Consider the following 20,728-nt stretch of genomic DNA (forward strand, 5'->3'; position numbering starts at 1 on the left):
ATGCGTCTGCGGCACGCAGACGGCACGACCGTCCATCTCGGCTACTGCACCAATGTCCACCCGGCCGAGGACCTGGCCGGCATCGTCGGCCAACTCGACCACTACGCCCTGCCGGTACGCGAACGGCTCGGCGCCGACCGGCTCGGCCTCGGCCTGTGGCTCGCCCATGACGTGGCGCGCGAACTGGCCGCCGACCGTACGGCGGTGGCCCGGCTGCGGGCCGAACTCGACTTCCGCGGCCTCGAAGTGGTCACCCTCAACGGCTTCCCCTACCGCGGCTTCCACGCGCCGGTCGTCAAGCACGCGGTCTACAGCCCGGACTGGACGTCGCAGGCGCGGCTCGCCTACACCCTCGACCTGGCGCAGGTGCTGTCGGGCCTGCTTCCCGACGACGCCCCGCACGGCAGCATCTCGACGCTGCCGCTGGCCTGGCGCGACCCCTGGGACGCGGACCGGCGGGCGGCGGCGGGGCAGCGGATACGGGCCCTGGAGGCGGGCCTCGCCGCGCAGGCGGACCGCGACGGCCGGCCGGTCAGGGTCGCCTTCGAGCCCGAACCCGGCTGCGCGGTCGAGACGGTGGAGCAGATCGAACGGGAACTGACCGGTCTGGGCGGCGACTTGCTGGGCCTGTGCCTCGATGTGTGCCATCTGGCGGTGTCCTACGAGGACCCCGCGCAGGTGCTGGACCGGCTCGCGGCGGCCGGGCTCGCGGTGGTCAAGGTGCAGGCGTCCTGCGCCCTGCAGGCCGACGACCCGTCCGACCCCGCGGTCCGCGAGGCGCTGGCGGCCTTCGTGGAACCGCGCTTCCTGCACCAGACCCGGGAGGCGGGCACGGGCGGCGCCGCCCACGCGGCCGACGACCTGGGCGAGGCGCTGTCGGGTCCCGGCGCGCTGCCCGGCGCGGCGCCCTGGCGGGTGCATTTCCACGTCCCCCTGCACGCGCCGCCGGAGCCGCCGCTGGCCGGCACCTCGGCCGTACTCGAACAGACCCTCGGGCTGCTCTTCGGCGGACCCGCGGCGCTGGCCGACCACGTCGAGGTCGAGACGTACACCTGGTCGGTGCTGCCCGCGGACCGGCGGCCGGAGGGCGCGGACGCCCTGGTCGCCGGGATCGCCGCGGAAGTGGCCTGGGCGGCGGGGACATTGACCGATCTCGGCCTCAAGGAGGTGACGGCATGACGCCGTCGGCACAGCGCAGCAGGACCGTCGTCCTCGACGTGGTCGGCCTCACCCCGCGGCTGCTGGCCCACATGCCGGCGCTGCGGAAGGTCGCCGCCGAGGGCTTCACGGCCGAAATGGGCACCGTCTTCCCGGCGTTGACCTGCCCGGTGCAGTCCAGCATCCTCACCGGCTCGATGCCCGACGAGCACGGCATCGTCGCCAACGGCTGGTTCTTCCGCGACGCCGGGGAGATCTTCCACTGGCGGCAGTCCAACAGCCTGGTGCGGGGCGACAAGCTGTGGGCCGCGGGCCGCCGCAGCGACCCCGACTACCGGGTCGGCAACATCTGCTGGTGGTACGCCATGGGCATGGACGTCGACGTCACGGTGACCCCGCGCCCGGTCTACCACTACGACGGCCGCAAGGGCCAGGACTGCTACGCCCATCCGCAGTCCGTCCACGACGAACTGACCGCGGCCCTGGGGCAGTTCCCACTGTTCAACTACTGGGGTCCCGGGGCGGGCATCGCCTCCACCCGGTGGATCGTCCGCGCCGCCGGGCACATCCTGGACACCCGCCGCCCCGACACCCTGCTGGTCTACATCCCGCACCTGGACTACGAGTTGCAGCGGCACGGCCCCGACGGGCCCGAGGCGCCGGCCGCGGCCCGCGCGGTGGACGACGAACTGGCCCCGCTGCTGCGCAGGCTGCGGGCCGAGGGCACGACAGTGGTGGCACTGAGCGAGTACGGCATCACCGCGGCCCGCCGCCCGGTCGACATCAACCGGGCACTGCGCCGCGAGGGGCTGCTGAACGTCTACGTCCAGCAGGACATGGAGAATCTGGACCCGTGGACCTCGCCGGCCTTCGCGGTCGCCGACCACCAGGTGGCGCACGTCTACGTCCGCGACCCGGGCGACATCCCCCGGGTGCGGGACGTGGTCAAGGCACTGCCCGGCGTGGACCGGGTGCTGGACCGCAGCGAGCAGTCGGAACTGCGGATCGGCCACGAGCGCTCGGGCGAGCTGATCGCGATCGCCGAGCCGGACGCCTGGTTCACGTACTACTACTGGCTCGACGACGATCTCGCGCCGGACTTCGCGACCGGGGTGGAGATCTTCCGCAAGGCCGGCTACGACCCGGCGGAGCTGTTCCTCGACCCGACCGATCCGACGGTCAAGGTGCGGGCGGCGATGTCGGTGGCCAAGCTCAAACTGGGCATCCGCACCTCGCTCCAGGTGGTCGGCCTCGACCCGTCGTGCGTACGCGGCAGCCACGGCCGGCTGCCGGACGACCCGCAGGACGGCCCGGTGCTGATCTGCTCGGACCCGGCGTACGGCAGGGACCGCTTCCATGTGACGGAGGTCAAGGACCTGCTGCTGCGGCTCGCGGGGCTCGAACTGCAGGGCTGAGGCAGTGACCCGGCCGCGGGCCCGAGCCGTACCCGGCTCGGGCCCGCGGCCGGTCAGGAGCCGTCGAGCAGGGCGCCGGCCGCGCGGCCGACCTTCGCCAGGGCCGCCATCAACTGGGTCCGCTCGGCCTCGGTCAGGTCCGCGGTGACCTGCCGTTCGAGCTCCAGACGTTCGGCTTCGACCGGCTCGCGCAGCGCGCGTCCGGCGTCGGTCAGCCACAGCCGGACCAGCCGGTTGTCCCGGTCGTCGCGGCGGCGTACCAGCAGTCCCGACGCGGTCATCCGGTCGGCCATCTTGACCACCGTCGGGGTGGTGACATGCAGTTTCGCCGCGATCTCGCCCGGCGTCCTGCCGTCCTGCTCCCACAGCGCGGCGAGCAGGTGGTGCTGGCCGTAGTGCAGGCCGTGCCGGCGCATCGCCTCGTCGGCGAGCGTGCGCAGCACCTTGGTGGTCCTGCTGTGCAGGTCGAGGAATTCGGGCATCGCGGCCTCCCGTCGGCGAGGGCGGCCGCCGCGCGCCCACAGAATCGATTGACGGCTAATGATTAACCGGCTAACGTTCCCCGGGTCGATTCATTAGACGGCAAACGACCTGGGGGGATCCCGATGATACTCGTCACCGGCGGCACCGGAAACATCGGCCGCGAGCTGGTCGGGCAGCTCGACGCGGCGGGCGCCGCCTTCCGCGTCCTGGTGCGCGATCCGACCCGGGCAGCCGCCCTGCCCGCGAGCGCGGAACGCTTCACCGGCGACCTCACCGCGCCGGACACGCTGACCGCAGCCTTCGCCGGCGTGGACCGGCTGTTCCTGCTCACCCCCGGGATCGGCACCGACACCACGGCCCACGCGGTGGCCGCCGCGCGGACCGCGGGCGTACGGCACCTCGTGCAGCTGTCCTCGACCAACGTCCTGGGCGACCCGATGCCCGCGATGGGCCGCTGGCACCACGCCCGCGAGCAGATCGTCCGCGACTGCGGCATCCCGGCCACCGTCCTGCGGCCCGGCGGCTTCATGACCAACGCGCTGGACTGGCTGCCGACCATCCGCGCGGGCGGCTACGTCCTGGACCCGGTCGGCCCAGGACGCCTCGCCCCGATCGACCCGGCGGACGTCGCCGCGGTCGCCGCCCTCGCCCTCACCGGCGAGGGCCACGCGGGCGCGGAATACGCCCTCACCGGCGCCGAGGCCTTCACGGTGGCCGAGCAGGTGGCGATCATCGCCGCCGCCGCGGGCCGGCCGATCGCCGTACGGCCCGCCGTGACCGCGCAGGAAACGGTGGCGGCCCGCTTCCCCGGCGGCGCCCCGCCCGCCCTCGCCGAAGCCCTCGTCGAGGGCTTCGCGCTGCTGCGGGCCGACACCGAGGGCTTCCGCACCGACACCGTCGAGGAGCTGCTCGGGCGCAAGCCGGCCACCTTCGCCGACTGGTGCGCCCGCAACGCCGACGCCTTCCGGGCCGGCCCCACCGGCTGACCGCGCCGCCCGCTCAGCGCGCCAGCGACGCCGCGTCGCCCATCACGACCGCCGGGTGCAGGGCGGGGTCGAGAACGGCCGGCAGCTGCCTCATACGCGCCTCGGACACGCCGGCGAGTACGGCGATCGCCGCCGCGCCCAGCCCTGACAGCAGCGGACGGGGAGAAGGGAAAGGCATGGGGAGCCCTTCGGTACAAGGGGGCGCGGGAGGCAGGCGGGCGGCGGCGCGGGGGTGGTCCGGCGCGGCCCGGCAACCGCTCCCCCGGGCCGCGCGGGGCCGGGCGCATGTCACCGCCCATACCTCTGCAACCGCCCGGCACCCCGGGAAGGTCGCTTCGGGCCCGGGAGCATCCGCCCACGTCCGCCGCTGTACCGCCGGTGAGGCGCGGGCGAGTTCACGTCGAGGCCTTGACGCCTCCTGCACGCGAGTGTTCACTTCCGCATTGGAGAGCGCTCTCCCGCTCCATGTGTCACCGTTCACCGCACCACCGCCCGGCGGCCGCCGTCCAGAGATCTCCTGCGTTCCCCCCACACCCCCCTTGAGGGAGACTCATGTATGCCAGCAACAGGGTCAGATCCCGTGCTGTCCGCACCACCCGCGCCGCCTGGCTCGCCTCGGCCGCCGTCCTCGCGCTGATCGCCGCCCTCTTCACCGCCGCACGCCCCGCGCATGCCGCGCCTTCCCTGCTGTCGCAGGGCAGGACCGCGACAGCCTCGTCCACCGAGAACGCCGGGACCCCCGCCTCGGCAGCCGTCGACGGCAACACCGGCACCCGCTGGTCCAGCGCGGCGGCCGACCCGCAATGGCTCCAGGTCGACCTCGGCGCCACCGCCACCCTCAGCTCCGTCACCCTCAACTGGGAGTCGGCGTACGCCACCGCCTACAAGATCCAGGTCTCCGACAACGCCACCACCTGGACCGACGCCTACTCCACCACCACCGCGACCGGCGGCGTGCAGACAGTCCCCGTAAACGCTTCCGGTCGCTATGTCCGCTTCTACGGCACCGCCCGCGCCACCGGATACGGCTACTCCCTCTGGGAGTTCCAGGTCTACGGCACCAGCGGCACCACAGGACCCACCGCCTGCGGCACCGACAACGCAGCACTCGACCGGCCCGCCACCGCGTCGTCCACCGAGAACGCCGGCACCCCGCCCGCCGCGGCCGTCGACGGCAACACCGGCACCCGCTGGTCCAGCGCCGCCGCCGACCCGCAGTGGCTCCAGGTCGACCTCGGCAGCAGTGTCCCGGTCTGCCAGGTCGTGCTGAACTGGGAGGCCGCCTACGCCACGGCCTTCCAGATCCAGCTGTCCGACAACGGCACCACCTGGACCCCGGTGTACTCCACCACGACCGGCACCGGCGGCGTCCAGACCCTCACCGTCACCGGCACCGGCCGCTACGTCCGCGTCAACGGCAGCGCCCGCGCCACGGGTTACGGCTACTCGCTGTGGGAGTTCCAGGTCCGCACCGGGGGCAGCGGCACCTCGGGCGGCGGCACCGGAGGCACCACGGGCGGCACCGGCACCGGCACCGGCGACTGCGGCACCGCGAACGCCGCGCTCGGCCACCCGGCCACCGCCTCCTCCCTCCAGGACGGCGACCCCGGCTACTCGGCCGTCTACGGCGTGGACGGCAGCACCATCAGCCGCTGGTCCAGCGCCTCTTCGGACCCGCAGTGGTTCCAGGTCGACCTGGGCGCGAGCCTGCCGGTCTGCCGGGTCGTGATCAACTGGGAGAACGCCTACGCGAAGGCCTTCCAGATCCAGCTGTCCGACAACGGCACCGACTGGCGGCAGATCTACTCCACCACCACCGGCCCCGGCGGCAAGCAGAGCATCGACGCCACCGGCAGCGGCCGATACATCCGGATGTACGGCACCGCCCGGGCCACCGCCTACGGCTACGCGCTGTGGGAGTTCGAGGTCTACACCGTCGGCGGGGTCACCGCGACCATCCCGCCGCCGCCCTCGCAGCCCGCTCCCGGCAGCTGCCCGTGGCTGAACTCCACCGCGGCCACCTCCACCAGGGTCGCCCAGCTGATGGGGCAGATGTCGCTCCAGCAGAAGGTCGCGATGCTGCACGGCACCGACGCCCCCGACTACATCGGGAAGATCATCGGCAATCCCGCCCTGTGCATCCCCGACGTCAACTTCGAGGACGGCCCGGCCGGCGTCGGCGACGGGCTCGGCGGGGTGACCCAGATGCCGTCCGGCATGGTCTCCGCCGCGACCTTCGACCCGCAGTGGCAGCAGAGCTACGGCGACGCGGTCGGCCAGGAGTTCGCCGGCAAGGGCGTGCATGTCGCGCTCGGCCCGACGGTGAACATCATCCGCGACCCGCGCTGGGGGCGGTCGTACGAGACCTTCGGCGAGGACCCGTACCTGTCGGGGCAGATGGGCGCCGCCGACATCAGGGGCATCCAGGAGCAGGGGGTGATGGCGGAGGTCAAGCACGCCGCCGCGTACAACATCGAGCAGCCGGCCGGCACGGTCAATGTCGACGCGCGGACGCTGCAGGAGATCTACCTGCCCGCCTTCCAGACCGCGATCAAGGAGGGCGGGGCGGCGGCGGTGATGTGCGCGTACAGCAATGTCAACAACGAGCCGTCGTGCCAGAACCCCGACATCCTCAACAAGGGCCTCTACCAGCAGGCGGGCTTCACCGGTTTCGTGACGTCGGACTGGGGCGCCATCCACTCCACCGTCGAGTCCGCGAACGCCGGCCTGACGGTGGAGATGCCCGGCGGCTACTACTACGCCGACTTCCTGATCCAGGCGGTGCAGGACGGCCGGGTCAGCCAGGCGACCGTGGACACCATGGTCTCCCGGGTGCTCACCCAGATGTTCCGCTTCGGGATGTTCGACAAGGCGCCCACCGGTGACAACAAGGCGATCGTGACCACCCCCGCGCACAACAAGGTCGCCCTGCAGGGCGTCGAGGAGGGCACGGTCCTGCTCAAGAACAACGGGGTCCTGCCGCTGAATCCGGCGGCCCTGCCGTCCGGTGTCGCGGTGATCGGCACCGACGCGGGACCCGGCACCCAGACGATCGGCGGCGGCAGCGGCACGGTGACCAGCAGCGGCACCTACACCCCGGTCATCGGCATCCAGCAGCGGCTCGCCGACACCGGCACCAAGGTGACCTACGACGAGGGCACGGACGTGACCGCGGCGGCGAATCTGGCCCGGGCCTCCAGCGTCGCGGTCGTCTTCGCCAGCGACAACTACGGCCACGAGGAGGCCGACAACGCCTCGCTCAACCTGCCGGGCGGCCAGGACGCGCTGATCTCCGCGGTGGCGGCGGCCAACCCGCACACCATCGTGGTGCTCAACAACAACTCGGCGATCCTGATGCCGTGGCTGAACCAGGTCGCGGGCGTCTTCGAGGGCTTCTACGACGGCCAGCAGTACGGCCAGGGCATCGCCGCGCTGCTGTTCGGCGATGTGAACCCCTCGGGCCACCTGCCGGTGACCTTCCCCGCGTCGCTGTCCCAGGTCCCGGCGAACACCGCGGCCCAGTGGCCGGGCACCAACGGCCAGGTGAACTACTCCGAGGGCCTCAAGGTCGGCTACCGGTGGTACGACACGAACAACCTCACCCCGCTGTTCCCGTTCGGCTTCGGGCTGTCGTACACCAGCTTCTCGTTCGGCAGCCTCCAGGTCGGCGCGGTCTCGGGCGGGCAGGCGACGGTGAAGGCGACCGTCACCAACACCGGCAGCCGGGCGGGCACCGAGGTCGCCCAGCTCTACGTGGCCGATCCGGGCCCGGCGGGTGAGCCGCCGCACCAGTTGAAGGGATTCCAGCGGATCAGCCTGGCCGCGGGCGCCTCGGGCACGGTCACCTTCACCGTCCCGGTCCACGCGCTGGCCTCCTGGTCCACCACGGCGGGCCACTGGGTGGCCGACGCGGGCACCTACCAGATCCTGGTCGGCGACTCGTCGCGCAACCTTCCGCTCAGCGGCAGCGTCACGCTGCCCTCCGCGGTGACCGCCGACTGACGGCGGCCGCCGGTGCGGGGCGCCGACTGACGGCACCCCGCACCGGCGGCGGTTACGCCAACAACCGCTGGAGCTAACACCGGGTGGCAACACCCAGTCTCGGACAGAAGGCTTTGCGAAAGGGGTTTCAGAAACGGACGTGGGCGTTATGGTGGTCCCGTGTCTGATGCCATTGCCTACGAGGCCCCGCGGGACGCGGGGCTGGATGCGGTCGCGGTGCTCGCGGACGAGCAGCGACGGCGCATCCATGAGATCGTGCGCCGCGCCCACCGGCCGGTGACCCGTGAGGACGTCGCGGCCGCCGACGGGATCTCGGCCAAGCTCGCCGCCTTCCACCTCGACAAGCTGGTGGCGGCCGGCCTGTTGCGGACCTCCTACGCCAACCCGGCCGCGATCCCCCGGGTCGGCCGCCGGCCCAAGGTCTACGAACCCGCCGACGTCGAGATCCGGGTGAGCATCCCGGAGCGCCGCAGCGATGTCATCGCCGGCATCCTGGTCGACGCGGTGATGGGCGCCCAGCCCAGCGAGGACGCGCCGACGGCCGCGGTCAACGCGGCACGGCGGCAGGGCGAGGCCATCGGGCAGGCGGCCCGCGCCAGGGTGCGCCCCGGCCGGCTCGGCCCCGAGCGCTCGGTGAGCGTCGCCGAACCGATACTCGAACAGTACGGCTACGAGCCCGACCGCCCGGCGCCCACCCGGCTGCGGCTGCTCAACTGCCCTTTCCACCAGCTCGTCATGCGCTCCCCCGAGCTGGTGTGCGCCATCAACCTGGCGCTGCTCGACGGTCTGCTGGACGGCATGCAGGCGCACGGCATCGAGGCGACGATGGTCCGTACGACCACCACCCGCTGCTGTGTGGAGCTGCGGGAGAGCGGCCCCGACGCACCGCCGGGAGCCGAGGACGCCCGCTGCCGGCGGGCCCCCGGCTGACCGGCGGCCGGACGGCCGGCCGCGCGCTCAGCGCGGCCGGGCCGGCGGCAGCGGCACGAAGCCGCTGGTGCGGGCGCGGTATTCGGCGTAGCCGGGGCGCTCCGCCATGTGCCGCTCCAGCATCCGCTTGCCGCTGCCCCCGATCAGCAGGAAGCTCATGGTCAGCGGGGAGACCACGGTGACCGCGGCCGCCGCGGGATCGTCGCAGACGATCAGGAACAGCCCCCACCACACGCAGAAGTCGCCGAAGTAGTTGGGGTGCCGGGTCCAGGACCACAGGCCGCGGTCCATGATCCGGCCGTGGTTGCCGGGGTCGGCCGTGAAGCGGGCCAGCTGGTAGTCGCCGACCGCCTCGCAGCCGACCCCGAGCAGCCACAGCGCCGCGCCCACGGCCGCCACAGGACCCAGCGCCCCCGGCACGTAGCAGGCGGCCTGCACCGGCAGCGACACCAGCCAGACCAGGGCGGCCTGGGTGAGGTGGACGATCCGCAGCGCGTAGGCGTTGCGGTTGCCGGGGGCCTTGGCGAGCATCCTGGCGTAGCGCGGGTCCTCGCCCCGGCCCCGGCCGCGCCAGGCCAGGTGCACCGCGAGCCGCAGCCCCCAGCCGGCCGTCAGCGCCAGGACCAGGACCCGGCGGCCGGTGTCGCCGTGCCCCGCGGACAGCCCGAAGCTGACGGCGGCGACCACGGTGAAGGCCAGGCCCCAGGTGATGTCGGCCAGCCGGTGCAGGCCTCGGCGCACGGAGACGGCGAAGGTCACCAGCCACACCGCGAGCGTGACCCCGGCGCAGACCCCGAGGTTGACCGCGAAGGCCTGCCACGGGAAGCCGTTCATCCGGCGGCCCCGGCGGCGTCCGGCTCGGGGCGTGTGAGCAGCAGTTGCCGTACGTCGAGGTAGCCGGAGCGGAAGCCGGCCTCGGAGTAGGCGAGGTAGAAGGTCCACATGCGGCGGAAGACCGCGTCGAAGCCGAGCGCCTGGACGTCCTCGGCCCGCTGTACGAAGCGCTCGCGCCACAGCCGCAGGGTCTCGGCGTAGTGCACGCCGAAGCCGTCGTGGCGGGCGACGGTCAGCGCCGTGTGGGCGGCGGTGACCTGCTCGACGGCCTCCAGGGAGGGGATGACACCGCCGGGGAAGACGTACTTGTGGATCCAGGTGTGGCCGTCGCGGGTGGCCAGCAGCCGGTCGTGCGGCAGGGTGATCGCCTGCAGCGCGATCCGGCCGCCGGGTGCGAGCAGCCGGTCGAGCACGGTGAAGTAGTCGGGCCAGAATTCCGCGCCGACCGCCTCGATCATCTCGACGCTGACCACGGCGTCGTAGCTGCCGGTCAGTTGCCGGTAGTCGCTGAGCCGGACCTCGACCAGGTCCTGCTGCCCGGCCTCGCGCACCCGGCGCACCGCCAGGTCGCGCTGCTCGGCGGACAGCGTCACGGTGAGCACCCGGGCGCCGCGGTCGGCGGCGCGCAGCGCGAGTTCGCCCCAGCCGGTGCCGATCTCCAGCAGCCGGGTGCCGGGGCCGACCTGCGCGAGGTCCAGCAGCCGGTCGATCTTGCGGTGCTGGGCGGCGGGGAGCACCGCGTGGTCGGCGGGGAAGCCGCGGAAGACCGCGGCGGAGTACGTCAGGGTCTCGTCGAGAAAGAGCGCGAAGAGGTCGTTGGACAGGTCGTAGTGGTGCCGGATGTTGCGCCGGGCGCCGTCCGGGGTGTTGCGCTGGGCGTCGGGGGTGCGCGGCGCCCAGACGCCGCGCAGCCGCTGCAAGGAGGCGGGGACCAGGGTGCCGACGTGCCCGGCCATGACGGTCAGCACGCCGACCAGGTCCTCGGCGTCCCACTCCCCCGCCATGTAGGACTCGCCGAAGCCGATCAGGCCGTCGGTGCCGATGCGGCGGAAGAACGCCTGCCGGTCGTGCACGGTCAGCAGCGGTCCGCGGTCGCCGAGCGCGCTGCCGTCCTCGAAGCGCACCCGCAGCGGCAGCCGCCGCAGCGCCCGGGTGACGATCGCCCGGGCTATGGCGGTGCGCGGCGGTGAACTGCGCGGTACGCGGGCGACGTCGGGCCAGCGTTCGGGGTCGACCGGCGGCCGGGCGGCCACCGGCGGCCGGTGGGTGAGCGGGGTGCTCACTTCATGCCCTCCTGGGTGGGGTGCGGCGGTCGGGGCCTGACGGGCAGTCCGCGCAGGTATAGGCGGATGCCGTGCAGGCGGATGGCGGCGGAGACGACGAGGGTGGACCACGGGTGCCGTGCGGCGGCCGCGAGCAGTTCGCGGGTGGTGGCGGGGCGCCGGGTGCCGCGCACGGTCGCGGTGAACGGGCTCCCGCCGTCCGGCGTGAGCCGTACGGTGACGGCGAGTTGCTCCCCGGGCTCCGGCAGGTGCATCCGGTAGCGGCCGTCGACGCCGTGGAAGGGCGAGACGTACAGCTCCTTGGCGGTGTCGGCCCGCCCGTGGACGTCGGTGTGCAGCAGATAGCCGTGGCGCTCCCCGTAGGTGTTGTGCACCTCGGCGACCACGCAGCGCAGGGCGCCGCCGGTGTCGTGGCACCAGTACAGCGTCAGCGGGTTGAAGACGTAGCCGAGCACCCGGGCGTTCGCGAGCATCAGCACCTGCCCGCCCGGCGGCTGTTCGCCCTGCGCGGCCAGGAAGCGGTCGAGCCCGGCGCGCAGCGTGGGCGCGGTGCCGCCGAAGTGGTCGCGGGGGTCGAAGCGGGCGAGCGGGCGCAGCAGGGCCGGCAGCCGCGGCAGCCGGTCGAGGTCGACCAGCCACAAGTAGGTGCTCAGCCGCACCCGGTGGCGCAGCGGGCCGGTCCTGATGTGGTCGATCCGGCAGTCGTAGAGGGCGGGTGCGGCGGGGCTCACCACGAGACCCCCAGTGCGGAGGCGGCCTCGACGCCCGAGCGGCAGCCGTCCTCGTGGAAGCCCCAGCCGTGGTAGGCGCCGGCGTAGGCGGTGACGGGGGTGTTCAGCGACGGGAGCAGGCGCTGGGCGGCGACGGATTCCGGGGTGTAGACGGGGTGTTCGTAGACCATGGAGGCGATGACCCGGGCGGGGTCGACCAGGCCCTCGGCGTTGAGCGAGACGATGTAGTCCTCGGAGGCGTCGAGGCGTTGCAGCCGGTTCATGTGGTAGCCGATACGGACCTGTTCCGCGGGTGCGTCGCAGGACGGCATCAGGTAGTTCCAGGAGGCCCTGGCACGGCGGGCGCGCGGCAGCACCGAGGCGTCGGTGTGCAGCACGGTGGGGTTGCGCGAGTAGGGGAAGGCGCCGAGGACCGCGGTCTCCGCCGGAGTGGGGTCGGCCAGCAGCCGCAGTGCCTGGTCGGGGTGCACCGCCAGCACCACGGCGTCGTGGTCGCTGGCCGTGCCGTCGGCGGTGACGATGCGTACGCCGTCCGCCGAGCGGTGCACCGCGCGTACGGGTGCGCCGGTGTGAACGGCCGCGAGCTGTTTGCCGATCCGCCGGACGTACGCGGCGGATCCGCCGGTGACCGTTCGCCATTGCGGTGACCCGGTCACGGCGAGCAGCCCGTGCCGGTCCAGGAAGCGGAAGAGGTAGCGGGCCGGATACTCCATGGCGGTCGCGGGGGCGCAGGACCACACCGAGCAGACCAGCGGGGTGATGAAGTGCGCCACGAAATAGGCCGAAAACCGTCCGTCGGCCAGGAAGCGGCCCAGTGTCGGGTCGCCGGGACCCTCGTCGGCGGCGAGCAGCCGCCGGGCCTTCCGGTGGAAGACCGGGACCTCGCCGAACATCCTCAACGCCCGGGGGCGCAGCGCGGTGCGCGGCCGGGCGAGCACTCCCGACGAGCCGCGTGCGCCGGCGTATTCGAGGCCGCAGCCGTCGCAGCGCACCGACATGCTCATCTCGGACTCCTGGGTGGTGACGCCGAGTTCGGCGAACAGCCGCAGGAGGTTCGGGTACGTGCGCTCGTTGTGCACGATGAAGCCGGTGTCGATGGCGAGGACGCGGCCGTCGGCCTCGGTCACCTCGTGCGTGTCGGCGTGGCCGCCGAGGCGGTCGTCCGCCTCGTACAGCGACACGTCGCAGGCGTTGCGCAGGATGTAACCGGCGGTCAGACCCGCGATACCGCCGCCCACCACAGCCGTTCTGCGCCGCTCCACAGCCGTCCTCCTCCTCGCCCGGCGGGCGGCCCGCGTGTGCGGATCATTCTGTCATGGCTCGTTCGAAGCCGGGGCGCCCGCGGATTGGTCCGCGCGGGGTGCCCCGGATCACAGCGCCAGGAGTACGACCGGCGCGCCGGTGGGCGTCCGTGAGCCGCCCTGCGGTTCCACGGTCACGCCCACGCCGGACGCGCCCTGCGCGCTGCCGGCCAGCAGGGCGGCGCCGTCGGGCCGGCCGGAGCCGACCAGTCCCGCGGGCACCATCGTGCCGCCGCGGCTGTACCACAGCTGGTAGACGCGGGAGTCGGACAGCCGCGGCAGCCCGTGGTAGAACAGCGCGGTCCGCCCGAGCTGCCGGGAGGCCACGACGGTGGCGCTGCCGCCGCCCTTGACGGCGCCCGCGTGGGTGGTGGCGTCGGGCGCGGCCAGCAGCGCGCCGAGCGCGGCGGTCTGCTGCTCGGCCTGCGCGGTACGGTCCCGCTGCCGGTCCGCCCGGTGCTGGGCGTCCACCGCCACCGCGCCCGCCGCGACAGCGGCCGCGAGGCACGCGGCGGCGGCCAGATGCGGCAGCCGGCGCCGCCACCGGGGGTGGGCGGGCACCACGGCGGTGTGCGGGTGCGGCGGCAGCTGGCGTACGCCGGGCACCGCCGCCATCACCTGGGCGCGCAGCCCGGCGGGCGGGACCACGGCCACCGCGAGCGCCAGCCGGGCCGCGGTCTCCCGCAGTTCGGCGACCTCCTGGGCGCAGGACGGGCAGACGGCCAGGTGCCGGGCGAAGTCCTCGGCCTCCCCTTGCGACAGTGCGTCCAGCGCGTACGCGCCGGTGAGCGTGTGCAGGTCGGCGACGGTCATGCGGAGGTCACCCCCAGGCAGTCACGGAGTCGGATCAGGCCGTCCCGCAGCCGGGTCTTGACCGTGCCGAGGGCGACCCCGAGCAGGTCTGCGGTCTCGCGGTAGGTGCAGCCGCGGTAGTAGGCCAGGGTGACGGACTCGCGCTGGAGCTCGGTGAGCCCGCCGAGGCAGCGGCGGACCTGCTCGCGTTCGAGCCGGCGTTCGACCTGCTCGCTGACCTCGTCGAAGGCCGGGCTGTGGTCGCGTACCGCCGCTTTGTGCTCGCGGTCGGCCGCGGCCTGCGAGGAGCGGACCCGGTCCACGGCCCTGCGGTGCGCCAGCGTCATGATCCAGGCCATGGCGCTGCCCTGCCCGGGGTCGAAGCGGGCGGCGCACCGCCACACGTCGACCAGCACCTCCTGGGCGACCTCCTCGGACTGCGCCGGGTCCCGCAGCACCCGGCGCACCAGGCCGAGCACCGAGCCGGCCACCGCGTTGTACACGCCTTCGAAGGCCTCCCGGTCGCCACGGGACACCCGGTCCAGCAGATTCTCCAGGGCACCGCTGTGCGGGGCCGGTGTTGTGTCGCGGGCCACCGCGCGCATGGGCACACCTCCGGACGGGAACGTCGTCACGGGGGTTTCGACGCCGCGGCTCGTACGGATTGGTCGGGACGGGAAATTCTTTTCCCGCCGGGTACGGAGCCGGACCGTCACCGTACGCGCGGCGGCGGGCGCGGGGCGAGCCGGGGCCGGTTCCTAGGCCGTGCCCCTGCGGCGCCCCAGCGCGGTGCGGGCCACGGCCGCGTAGCAGGCCAGGCCCACGACGGCGCCGGCGCCACCGCCGAAGGCGACGGCCGGTATGAGGTCGAGCAGCCCGGCGGTGCGCAGCGGGCCGTGGTCCCAGCGGGCCAGCCGTGCGGCGGCCCCGGCCGTCGCCGCCGCGCCCACCAGGACCGTCGCCGCGGCCCTGGTACGGGCCGACAGCCGCATCCGGGGCGGGGCCTGCGCGGGGGCCGAGCGCAGCGTGCGCACCGCGTACCAGCCGATGACGCCCAGGCCCAGCACCGAGGATCCGAACTGGAGGTCGTAGGAGAGCGGGCGGCCCAGCACCGTGCGGTTCAGCGCCGGCAGCAGGCGGGCGCCGAGCCGGCCGCCGTGGGTGAACGCGTCCCAGGCCACATGGGTCGCCGCGCCGACCGCCGCGGACAGCGCGAAACGGCCGGCTCCGGCCAGGCCCGCGGTCCGCCCGGTCGGCGCGGTGACCGCGTCGGCGGCGTCCGCCCACCTGCCGGGCAGCAGTGCCACCAGCGGCTCGCGCAGCAGCCAGTGCCAGCCGGCGGCGAGCGCAGCCGCGATCGCCACGTCCGCGGTGGCCACGCCGAGCGGGCTGTGGGTGAACTCGCCGAACCCGAAGGTGCCGTGCACCAGGGAGTCGGCGAAGAAGGGGACGTCGGGCGCCAGCGACCCGGCGACCAGAGCCGAGGCCACCAGCGGACCGCGGGGCCGCCCGCCGCGCAGCATCGGCAGCACGGCGGCGGGATGACTGAGTGTGAACGGCATGCTGCCATCTTCCCGGGGCGGGCCCGGCGCGGCGAACGGGGGGACAGGATGTCCCCCCGTCCGGTGTCGCCGCCGCGAGCCGGGGTCAGGGTGTGTAGACCTGGGGGCGGGGCGGGGTCGGCATGCCGTTGCCGAGGAAGAAGCCGGGGTGCGGGGGCTGGTTGTAGGCGGTGTTCTGCCAGGCGAGCGCGGTGCGGTACTGGGTGTCGTGCAGCAGGGTGGTGATCCGCAGGTCGGTGGGATTCGGGGTGGCGTAGATCCGCAGGGCCCGGTTGTCGGTCGTGGGCCAGACGACTTCCTCGCGCCAGTCGCCGAAGAGGTCGCCGGAGAGCGAGGGCGTCGCCTTGGTGTCGTTGTTGGAGTGCACGCCCGATGCGGTCAGCAGCCGGGTGTCGGAGCCGGTGCCGTACTTGTCGATGTGGGTGCCGTCCAGCAGTTCGCGGACCGGGTCGCCGTCCCACCAGGCCAGGAAGTTCGCCGAGCCGGGCTTGCGGCCGATGTTCTGGCCGGCGGCGCTGTACAGGCCGCTCACACCCGACGACCAGGACTCGGCGCCGGGGCTGCCGGCGTAGACGTCGTCCGAGACGCCCCGGCCGTTGTCGCAGCCGCAGCTGGGGTTCGACCAGAGGATCTTGCCGGTCTTGGCGTCGGCGAACCAGGCGGCGAGCTTGGAGGTGTCCTCGTCGACCTTGAAGACCTCCAGGCCCGGGTGGGAGGGGTCGAGGTCGCCGACGTGCAGGGCGTCGCCGTGGCCCTGGCCGGTGTTCCACAGCCGCGCGCCGTTGTCGTCCACGGCCATGGAGCCGTACTCGATCTCGTCCTTGCCGTCGCCGTCGAGGTCGGCCGTGACGAGCTGGTGGTCGCCCTGGCCGGCGTAGGAGCTGTTGCCCGAGTCGTTGCTGTCGAAGCGCCAGCGCTCGGTGAGCCTGCCGTCCCGCCAGTCCCACGCGGCGATCACGGTACGGGTGTAGTAGCCGCGGGCCATGACGATCGACGGGCGCTTGCCGTCGAGATAGGCGGTGCCGGCCAGGAAGCGGTCCACCCGGTTGCCGTAGCTGTCGCCCCAGGAGGAGACGGTGCCGCGCGGCGGGTCGTAGTTCACGGTCTGCATCGCCGCGCCGGTCTGCCCGTTGAAGACGCTCAGGAATTCAGGTCCCGACAGCACGTAGCCCGAGGAGTTGCGGTAGTCCGCGCTCGCGCTGCCGATCACCTTCCCCGTGCCGTCCACCGATCCGTCGGCGGTCTTCATGACGACCTCGGCCTTGCCGTCGCCGTCGTAGTCGTAGACCTGGAACTGCGTGTAGTGCGCGCCCGAGCGGATGTTGCGGCCCAGGTCGATCCGCCACAGCCGGGTGCCGTCCAGCGTGATGCCGTCCAGGATGGTGTCGCCGGTGTAGCCGGACTGGGAGTTGTCCTTGGCGTTGGTCGGATACCACTTCAGTACGAGGTCGAGCCGGCCGTCGCCGTCGAGGTCGCCGACCGAGGCGTCGTTGGCCGTGTAGGTGTAGGCGACACCGTCGGGCGTGGTGCCGCCGGCCGGCGGTGAGATCGGCACATCGTGGTAGCCGTCGGCGAAGGACAGCGAGGCGGGGGACGCGGCCTGCTCGGTGCCGTTCACCACCGCCCGCACGGTGTACGCCGAGCCGGCCGCGGCGCCGGCGTCCAGGTAGTCCGTCGCGCCGGTCAGCGGCGCTGGGTTGACCTTGGTGCCGCCGCGGTAGACGTTGAAGGCGACGGTGTCGGGGTCGGTGCCGAGCCAGCGCCAGGACACGAGGTTGCCGGAGCCGCTGCGTACCGAGATCACCCCGCGGTCGAGCTTCTCGACCTGGCGGCCCTGGCCGGTGGCCGGCGGGGAGGTCGGCGGGGTGGTGGGGGGCGTCGTGGGCGGGGTGGTGGTGGGCGGGGTCGTGGCCGTACCGCCCGTGCAGGTCACGCCGTTGAGGCTGAAGGAGGACGGGGCGGTGGGCGTACCGGAGCCGGAGAAGGCTCCGTTGAAGCCGAAGGACGCCGAACCGCCGCTCGGGATCGAGCCGTTGTAGCTGACGTTGGCCGCCGTCACCTGGCTGCTGTTGAGGGTCACGTCGGCATTCCACGCCTGCGTCACCGTCTGTCCCGGCGCGAAGGTCCACTTCAGGCTCCACGACGACAGCGCGTCACCGAAGTTGGTGATCTTCACGTCGGCGCCGAACCCGCCCTGCCACACACTGCTGACGGTGTAGTCGACACCGCAGCCCGCCGCGGCGGGCGCCGCGCCGGCCGGGAGCTGCACGGCCCAGGTGGTACCGGCCGCGATGAGCGCACCGGCCACCGACGCCGCCCAGGCGCGGCGGCGCGCGCGTTTCCGACGGGTGGTCATGGGATCCTCCAGAGGTGGGGGGAAGGAGAACGGCTCGACTGACCCGGGAGCCATCATGGGAGCGCTCCCACGTTGTGGTCAACGGTTTCCCCGGGATTGCTGCCGCGTTTCTGACCGAGGTGGGCGCGAGGTGTCACGCCCGCGGGGTCGTGCGGTGTCTTCATGCCGGACAAGCACAACTTCCAGGAGGACACCATGGCGCTACGCGTTCCGAAGGCCCAGCTCCCCGCCGAGCTGAGCGAGGGCATGATCCAGCAGCTCGGCGCCGTGCCCGAGCCCGTCGAGGTGATGTGGCACAGCCCCGCGGTCGCCCGGGCGGCCCAGGCGCTGGGAAGCAGCGCGGGCGGGTGGGGCGCGGCAGACGAGAGCCTCAAGTCGTTCGCGCACATGGCCGTCGCGACCCAGGTCGGCTGCAGCTGGTGCCTGGACATCGGCTACTTCATGGCGCGGAACAACGAGCTGGACCTGGCCAAGGCCAGCCAGGTGCCGCGCTGGCGCGAGTCGGAGGTGTTCACACCCCTGGAGCGGGACGTCATGGAATACGCGGAGGCCATGACGAACACCCCGCCGACCGTCACCGACGAGCTGTCGGCGGGACTGCTGGCCAGGCTCGGCCCGGCGGCGATGGTCGAGCTGACCGTCTACATCGGCTTCGCCAACTTCGCGACCAGGAGCAACGCGTCGCTCGGGATCGAGTCGCAGGGCTTCTCCGCCGCGTGCGGAATTCCGCTGGCGGCGCCCTCCCGGACGTCCGGCGTAGCGTCGACGGCATGACCGAGGATCCTTATGCCGCCCATCGCAGCCTGCTCTTCACGGTCGCCTACGAGATGCTCGGGTCGGCGACCGACGCGGAGGACGTGCTCCAGGAGTCCTGGCTGCGGTGGTCGGCCGTGGACCACTCCCAGGTGCGCGACCCGCGGTCCTACCTCGTCCGGGTCGTCACGCGGCAGGCGCTCAACCGTCTGCGTACGGTCTCCCGCCGCCGTGAGGACTACGTCGGGGAGTGGCTGCCGGAGCCACTGCTGACCAGCCCCGATGTGGCGGAGGACGTCGAACTCGCGGAGAGCGTCTCGATCGCGATGCTGACCGTGCTGGAGACGCTCGGTCCGACCGAGCGGGCGGTGTTCGTGCTGCGCGAGGTCTTCGAGCTGCCGTACGGCGAGATCGCCGAGGTCATCGGGAAGTCCGCGGCCGCGGTGCGGCAGATCGGGCGGCGGGCCCGCGAGCGCGTGGCGGCCCGGCAGCCGCGGGTGCGGGTCAGCCGGTCGGAGCAGCAGGCCGTGGTGGAGCGGTTCCTGGCCGCCCTCGAAACGGGGCAGTTGCAGGAGCTGCTGGCGGTCATGGCGCCGGACGTCGTCCTGATCGCCGACGGCGGCGGTGTGGTGGCGGCGGCGCTGGCTCCGCTGCACGGGAGCGAACCGGTGGCCGCGGTGCTCGCGCGCGCCAACCGGGTGGCCGCGTTCTCGACCGCGGCCGTGTGGCTCAACGGCGCGCCCGCGGGCCGGATCGAACTCGACGGCGAGGCGTCGGCGGTGAGCCTCGTGGTGGAGGACGGGCTGATCACCAGGATCTACGCGGTGCGGAACCCGCAGAAGCTGGCGTGGCTCGACGTGCCCGCCGAGCTCGCCAGATAAGCGGGCCGCCGCGCCGGCGTCCTGGGGGTGGTCCGGGCGGTTCTTCCGCCGCCCGGGCCGCCCGGGCCGCCCGCGGTCGTTCCCGGGCGGCGGGCGGATGCTCTCAGCCGCCGGTCCCGGACGGCTGCGGGGCGGCGGCGAGGCGGTCGAGGACCAGGCGGCCGATCTCGGGCCAGTGCTCGGCGAGGAAGAAGTGGCCGCCCGCGAAGGTGCGCACCTCGCAGTCGGCCGCGGTGTGCCGCGTCCAGGCCCGCGCCTCCTCGGCCGTCACCCGCGGGTCGGTGTCCCCGGTGAGTACGGTGACCGGGCACACCAGTCGGGCGCCCTGCGGGTGCCGGTAGTTCGCCACCGCCCGGTAGTCGCTGCGCAGCACCGGCAGCACCACTTGCAGCACCTCCTCGTCGGCGAGGAGTTCCGGCGGTGTGCCGTCCAGCGCCCGGATGTCGGCGAGCAGTTCGTCGTCGCTCTTGCCGTGCCGATGGCCTTCGCGGTAGACCGAGGGTGCCGGTCGCCCGGACGCGAACAGCCGTACGGGCCCGGCGCCGTCGGCCGCAAGCCGCCGCGCGACCTCGTACGCGACGAGGGCGCCCATGCTGTGCCCGAACAGCGCGAGAGGCTCCCCGCGCCAGGGCGCCAGGTCCTCGGCGGCGCCGTCCGCGAGCGCGGCGATGTCGTCGAGCAGCGGCTCGCGGTAGCGGTCCTGGTGACCCGGATACTGCATGCACAGCACGTCGGCCCGCTGCCGCAGCTCGGCGGAGAGCGGGCGGAAGAAGCCGGCGGCGCCGCCGGCGTGCGGAAAGCAGATGAGGCGCGCGGGCGCTCCCTCGAGCGGGTGGAAGCGGCGTACGGCGCCGGTGGTAGGTGCCACGGTGTCCCTCACGGTCGTGGTCTATGACGCCCCGTCATATCCCCGGGCATCCTATGCCCCCCGGCCCCCTTGCCCTGGCGGGCCCCCACCTGGGCGCCCACCCTGCCGCAGTTGGTACGCCCCCGGGGGTGTGGCGGTTCCCCTTCGGCAGGGGTACGCCCCCCGGGCGGGGGTTTGGCGGTTCCCCTTTGGCAGGGGGGTGCCTACCGGGGGCGCGGGGGGTGTGCGGTTCCCTTTGGCAGGGGGGTGCCTACCGGGGGCGCGGGGAACTGCGCGCTCAGCCGGTCACCGGCCGGTGGTCCGGGGCGGACCGATCTGCCCCGTTGGGTCGGTGGCGACCCGTGCCCCGGTGGGGGCTGGTCGCGCCGTTCCTCGCGCCCCTGGGGTGGTGGC

The 20,728-nt window shown here is 73.4% G+C and carries 18 protein-coding genes; 7 read left to right on the top strand and 11 right to left on the bottom strand.

All coding sequences use genetic code 11. The annotated features are described in order from the left end of the window. Both eboE and OHA86_RS02415 read left to right on the top strand, forming a co-directional pair. Positions 1-1,179 carry a metabolite traffic protein EboE gene (gene eboE, locus OHA86_RS02410; RefSeq protein ID WP_329172021.1) on the top strand — a complete coding sequence of 393 codons (1,179 nt, stop codon included), beginning with the start codon at positions 1-3 and terminating at the stop codon, positions 1,177-1,179. Then, on the top strand, positions 1,176-2,573 hold the full coding sequence (locus OHA86_RS02415; RefSeq protein ID WP_329172022.1) for an alkaline phosphatase family protein: 1,398 nt from the start codon (positions 1,176-1,178) through the stop codon (positions 2,571-2,573). Before eboE ends, OHA86_RS02415 begins: the two co-directional genes overlap by 4 nt. Before the next feature lie 53 nt (positions 2,574-2,626). Here the strand turns inward: OHA86_RS02415 and OHA86_RS02420 are convergent, their stop codons facing one another. Then, positions 2,627-3,055: a MarR family winged helix-turn-helix transcriptional regulator gene (locus OHA86_RS02420; protein WP_329172024.1), complete on the bottom strand. Its 429-nt coding sequence runs from the start codon at positions 3,053-3,055 to the stop codon at positions 2,627-2,629. Positions 3,056-3,178: 123 nt separating this feature from the next. Between OHA86_RS02420 and OHA86_RS02425 the strand changes: the two genes are divergently transcribed. Then, positions 3,179-4,042, top strand: coding sequence for an NAD(P)H-binding protein (locus OHA86_RS02425; RefSeq protein ID WP_329172026.1), 864 nt, complete (start codon positions 3,179-3,181; stop codon positions 4,040-4,042). Positions 4,043-4,055: 13 nt separating this feature from the next. Here the strand turns inward: OHA86_RS02425 and OHA86_RS02430 are convergent, their stop codons facing one another. Further along, positions 4,056-4,220: a hypothetical protein gene (locus OHA86_RS02430; RefSeq protein ID WP_329172028.1), complete on the bottom strand. Its 165-nt coding sequence runs from the start codon at positions 4,218-4,220 to the stop codon at positions 4,056-4,058. Positions 4,221-4,594: 374 nt separating this feature from the next. Here OHA86_RS02430 and OHA86_RS02435 point away from each other — a divergent pair, with 374 nt between their 5' ends. Further along, entirely contained in the window at positions 4,595-8,044 is a 3,450-nt protein-coding gene (locus OHA86_RS02435) for a discoidin domain-containing protein (protein ID WP_329172030.1), read from the top strand. A gap of 159 nt (positions 8,045-8,203) precedes the next feature. Then, entirely contained in the window at positions 8,204-8,974 is a 771-nt protein-coding gene (locus tag OHA86_RS02440) for a helix-turn-helix transcriptional regulator (protein WP_329172033.1), read from the top strand. Positions 8,975-9,001: 27 nt separating this feature from the next. On the opposite strand, the gene OHA86_RS02445 is transcribed toward OHA86_RS02440, so the two are convergent. The 8 genes from OHA86_RS02445 to OHA86_RS02480 form a co-directional block, all read right to left on the bottom strand. Further along, entirely contained in the window at positions 9,002-9,808 is an 807-nt protein-coding gene (locus OHA86_RS02445) for a DUF1295 domain-containing protein (RefSeq protein ID WP_329172035.1), read from the bottom strand. Beyond that, on the bottom strand, positions 9,805-11,091 hold the full coding sequence (locus OHA86_RS02450; protein ID WP_329172036.1) for a cyclopropane-fatty-acyl-phospholipid synthase family protein: 1,287 nt from the start codon (positions 11,089-11,091) through the stop codon (positions 9,805-9,807). Before OHA86_RS02450 ends, OHA86_RS02445 begins: the two co-directional genes overlap by 4 nt. Then, a complete protein-coding gene (locus tag OHA86_RS02455; protein ID WP_329172038.1) occupies positions 11,088-11,822 on the bottom strand; it encodes a DUF1365 domain-containing protein in 735 nt (244 codons plus the stop codon). The genes OHA86_RS02450 and OHA86_RS02455 overlap by 4 nt, the downstream gene beginning before the upstream one ends. Continuing rightward, entirely contained in the window at positions 11,819-13,084 is a 1,266-nt protein-coding gene (locus tag OHA86_RS02460; protein WP_329172040.1) for an NAD(P)/FAD-dependent oxidoreductase, read from the bottom strand. Before OHA86_RS02460 ends, OHA86_RS02455 begins: the two co-directional genes overlap by 4 nt. Positions 13,085-13,192: 108 nt before the next feature. Next, a complete protein-coding gene (locus OHA86_RS02465) occupies positions 13,193-13,936 on the bottom strand; it encodes an anti-sigma factor (RefSeq protein WP_329172042.1) in 744 nt (247 codons plus the stop codon). Further along, a complete protein-coding gene (locus OHA86_RS02470) occupies positions 13,933-14,520 on the bottom strand; it encodes a sigma-70 family RNA polymerase sigma factor (RefSeq protein ID WP_329172044.1) in 588 nt (195 codons plus the stop codon). The genes OHA86_RS02465 and OHA86_RS02470 overlap by 4 nt, the downstream gene beginning before the upstream one ends. Positions 14,521-14,673: 153 nt before the next feature. After that, positions 14,674-15,477 carry a DUF4184 family protein gene (locus tag OHA86_RS02475; protein WP_329172046.1) on the bottom strand — a complete coding sequence of 268 codons (804 nt, stop codon included), beginning with the start codon at positions 15,475-15,477 and terminating at the stop codon, positions 14,674-14,676. Positions 15,478-15,562: 85 nt separating this feature from the next. Then, positions 15,563-17,833, bottom strand: coding sequence for a rhamnogalacturonan lyase family protein (locus OHA86_RS02480; protein WP_329172048.1), 2,271 nt, complete (start codon positions 17,831-17,833; stop codon positions 15,563-15,565). Between the two features lie 195 nt (positions 17,834-18,028). On the opposite strand from OHA86_RS02480, the gene OHA86_RS02485 reads away from it, so the two are divergent. Together OHA86_RS02485 and OHA86_RS02490 are read left to right on the top strand one after the other, a co-directional pair. Beyond that, entirely contained in the window at positions 18,029-18,607 is a 579-nt protein-coding gene (locus OHA86_RS02485; protein ID WP_329182182.1) for a carboxymuconolactone decarboxylase family protein, read from the top strand. After that, positions 18,604-19,467 carry an RNA polymerase sigma-70 factor gene (locus OHA86_RS02490; RefSeq protein ID WP_329172050.1) on the top strand — a complete coding sequence of 288 codons (864 nt, stop codon included), beginning with the start codon at positions 18,604-18,606 and terminating at the stop codon, positions 19,465-19,467. Before OHA86_RS02485 ends, OHA86_RS02490 begins: the two co-directional genes overlap by 4 nt. Before the next feature lie 103 nt (positions 19,468-19,570). Here OHA86_RS02490 and OHA86_RS02495 read toward each other — a convergent pair whose 3' ends face one another. Beyond that, the gene (locus OHA86_RS02495) at positions 19,571-20,347 is read right to left on the bottom strand and encodes a thioesterase II family protein (RefSeq protein ID WP_329172052.1); all 777 of its coding nucleotides are present in this window, start codon (positions 20,345-20,347) and stop codon (positions 19,571-19,573) included. Positions 20,348-20,728: the final 381 nt, after the last annotated feature.

The sequence above is a fragment of the Streptomyces sp. NBC_01477 genome, assembly GCF_036227245.1.
GTDB lineage: Bacteria > Actinomycetota > Actinomycetes > Streptomycetales > Streptomycetaceae > Actinacidiphila.